This is a genomic window from Raoultella sp., assembly GCF_039594335.1.
GTDB lineage: Bacteria > Pseudomonadota > Gammaproteobacteria > Enterobacterales > Enterobacteriaceae > Klebsiella.
Map to the genome: position 1 here is coordinate 1 of NZ_JBCNNS010000274.1, position 2910 is coordinate 2910.

Consider the following 2910-nt stretch of genomic DNA (forward strand, 5'->3'; position numbering starts at 1 on the left):
AGTGGGGAACCAGGTTCGCCTTCTGGATGTTACTCAGCGCGAACACTTCATCTTTGCCTTCGACGGTTACCGTGATCATTTCACCGTCTACCGCTTTGATAATGCCCTGCCATTTGCGACGGTTCTGCACCGCCATACGCAATACCAGCGCGACTTCCTCACCGGAAAAACGCTCATAGTGTTCGGCGGTAAACATCGGGCGATCGAGACCAGGTGAAGACACTTCCAGGTTGTAAGCTACGGTGATTGGATCTTCGACATCCATGACTGCGCTGACCTGGTGGCTCACATCAGCACAATCATCAACATTGATGCCATCATCACTATCAATATAGATGCGCAGTGTGGATGTGCGACCGCGAATGAATTCGATGCCGACCAGCTCAAAGCCAAGCGCTTCAACCGGCGCCGTGAGCATCTCTGTTAATTTTTGCTCTAATGTGGACAAACCCACCCCCAAGACATAAAAAAAGGGCGTATAGCCCAGTTATTCTGAAGTCAGATAACAAAAAACCCCGATAAATCGGGGTTTTAGATAACTGAACCCTGCGATCGCAACTGCGATCTGGAACACCTTCCAGGAGAATTCTTTCAAATTCGGATACGAAGGAGCAAGTCCTCACAGTATATTTGAAAAAGTACTCAATGGGAAAGTGGTTGCGGGGGCCGGATTTGAACCGACGACCTTCGGGTTATGAGCCCGACGAGCTACCAGGCTGCTCCACCCCGCGCCTGAAACGTGGCATATTTTACTCTTATTGAGCAAAAGACGCAAATACTGCTGGGATTTGGTACCGAGGACGGGACATAAAATCGTGGTAAAGTTTATTGATAAACTCTATATTTTGTCAACATGTATTTCATCTCGCTCTGTTCTCGTTTGTGCTGCCATCTCGCTCTTTTTTAGCAAAAAAGCAATGAAGCACTTCCGGTCACCTGCAAAAGATGATTAAATGAAAACTCACAATTAGTGCATAAAAATGCAATAATAACCTATTCCATTTGACGTCATTGTTACCGCCTCTTTGGTTACGGAAAGCGCGCAGTCACCAGCGCAACGTCAAAGCTCGTGAAGATTATGCTCTTTGTCCGGAGAAAAACTGGCAGGCAGAATAGTCAAATGGGACGGGTTCTACGACTTGATAAACCGAACTCACAACAGTCTATCTAGCAGGGTTTTATTTTATGACGACGATTCTTAAGCACCTCCCGGTTGGTCAACGTATTGGTATCGCTTTCTCTGGTGGTCTGGATACCAGCGCCGCACTGCTGTGGATGCGTAAAAAAGGCGCTGTTCCTTATGCCTATACCGCAAACCTGGGCCAGCCTGACGAAGAAGATTACGATGCAATCCCTCGTCGCGCCAAAGAGTACGGTGCAGAAGGCGCTCGTCTGATCGACTGCCGTAAGCAGTTGGTTGCAGAAGGTATCGCCGCGATTCAGTGTGGTGCTTTCCACAATACCACCGGCGGTTTAACCTACTTTAACACCACCCCGCTGGGCCGTGCGGTAACCGGCACCATGCTGGTTGCAGCGATGAAGGAAGATGGCGTCAACATCTGGGGTGACGGCAGCACTTACAAAGGCAACGATATCGAACGTTTCTATCGCTATGGCCTGCTGACCAATGCCGAGCTGAAAATTTACAAACCGTGGCTGGATAGCGACTTTATCGACGAGCTTGGCGGCCGTCAGGAAATGTCTGAGTTCATGATTTCCTGTGGCTTTGACTACAAAATGTCCGTTGAAAAAGCCTACTCCACTGACTCCAATATGCTGGGCGCAACCCACGAAGCGAAGGATCTGGAGTTCCTCAACTCCAGCGTGAAAATCGTTAACCCGATCATGGGCGTTAAGTTCTGGGACGAAAGCGTCAAAATCCCGGCCGAGGAAGTGACCATCCGTTTTGAGCAAGGCCACCCGGTGGCGTTGAACGGTAAAACCTTCAGTGATGATGTCGAGCTGATGCTGGAAGCGAACCGCATCGGCGGCCGTCATGGTCTGGGCATGAGTGATCAGATCGAAAACCGCATCATCGAAGCGAAAAGCCGCGGTGTTTATGAAGCCCCGGGGATGGCGCTGCTGCATATTGCTTATGAGCGTCTGCTAACCGGTATTCATAACGAAGATACCATTGAGCAGTACCATGCCCATGGTCGCCAGCTGGGCCGCCTGCTGTATCAGGGTCGTTGGTTTGACTCCCAGGCCCTGATGCTGCGCGATGCGCTGCAGCGTTGGGTGGCCAGTGCCATCACCGGTGAGGTGACGCTGGAACTCCGTCGCGGAAACGACTACTCCATCCTGAATACCGTCTCCGATAATCTGACCTACAAAGCCGAACGTCTGACGATGGAAAAAGGCGACTCAATGTTCTCGGCAGAGGACCGCATTGGTCAACTGACCATGCGTAATCTGGATATTACCGATACCCGTGACAAGCTGTTTGGTTACGCGCAATCGGGCCTGCTGAGTGCCTCTTCGGCCACAGGTCTGCCGCAGGTAGAAAACCTGGAAAACAGAGACAAATAATCTGTGACTAGTCCTGCTATAGATTGACAGTTTTTGCCTGTAAAACGCCTGATGAATATCATCGGGCGTTTTGTATTTCAGGGTCATATGGGGCCGCTCGTGGCTATAAATTGTCACGGATTTCTTTATCATCGTTCTGGCCTGTGCAAGGTCGACCGGCCGCGAGAGTAAAAACGCCTTTTCAGGATCCCGTTGACTCACTCAGCCTGCGCATTCTGGTAGCAGTCATAACCATCTGTCCTTGAACAGGTTGACCGATTCAAAAAATCAGCTTTCTGGTTCGCCAGTTCAGGCTGCTCTTCAGGTTCCTTGATTCTTTGCTCGGGTGTGAGTGGGATAGTTGTCTGAGCCACAGGCAGTTTCCTCTTCACCAGGTCAGGA

2 protein-coding genes, 1 tRNA gene and 1 pseudogene are annotated in these 2910 nt (G+C 50.3%); 1 reads left to right on the top strand and 3 read right to left on the bottom strand.

Annotation, left to right across the window (positions count from 1 at the left end):
- The coding region (gene rimP / locus ACZAHD_RS22905; RefSeq protein WP_462458764.1) for a ribosome maturation factor RimP at positions 1-448 on the bottom strand (448 nt) is incomplete at its 3' end.
- 206 nt (positions 449-654) lie between these two features.
- Positions 655-731: transfer RNA gene (locus tag ACZAHD_RS22910), tRNA-Met, on the bottom strand.
- Between the two features lie 454 nt (positions 732-1185).
- Here ACZAHD_RS22910 and argG point away from each other — a divergent pair.
- Positions 1186-2529 carry an argininosuccinate synthase gene (argG, locus tag ACZAHD_RS22915; RefSeq protein ID WP_462458765.1) on the top strand — a complete coding sequence of 448 codons (1344 nt, stop codon included), beginning with the start codon at positions 1186-1188 and terminating at the stop codon, positions 2527-2529.
- Between the two features lie 42 nt (positions 2530-2571).
- On the opposite strand, the pseudogene ACZAHD_RS22920 reads toward argG, so the two are convergent.
- Positions 2572-2777: pseudogene (locus ACZAHD_RS22920) on the bottom strand (integrase core domain-containing protein); the annotation flags it as partial.
- Between the last annotated feature and the right edge of the window lie 133 nt (positions 2778-2910).

Excerpts from the sequence above, each read along its gene's own strand:
- argG (WP_462458765.1), top strand. The coding sequence starts at position 1,186 with ATGACGACGATTCTTAAGCACCTCCCGGTTGGTCAACGTATTGGTATC.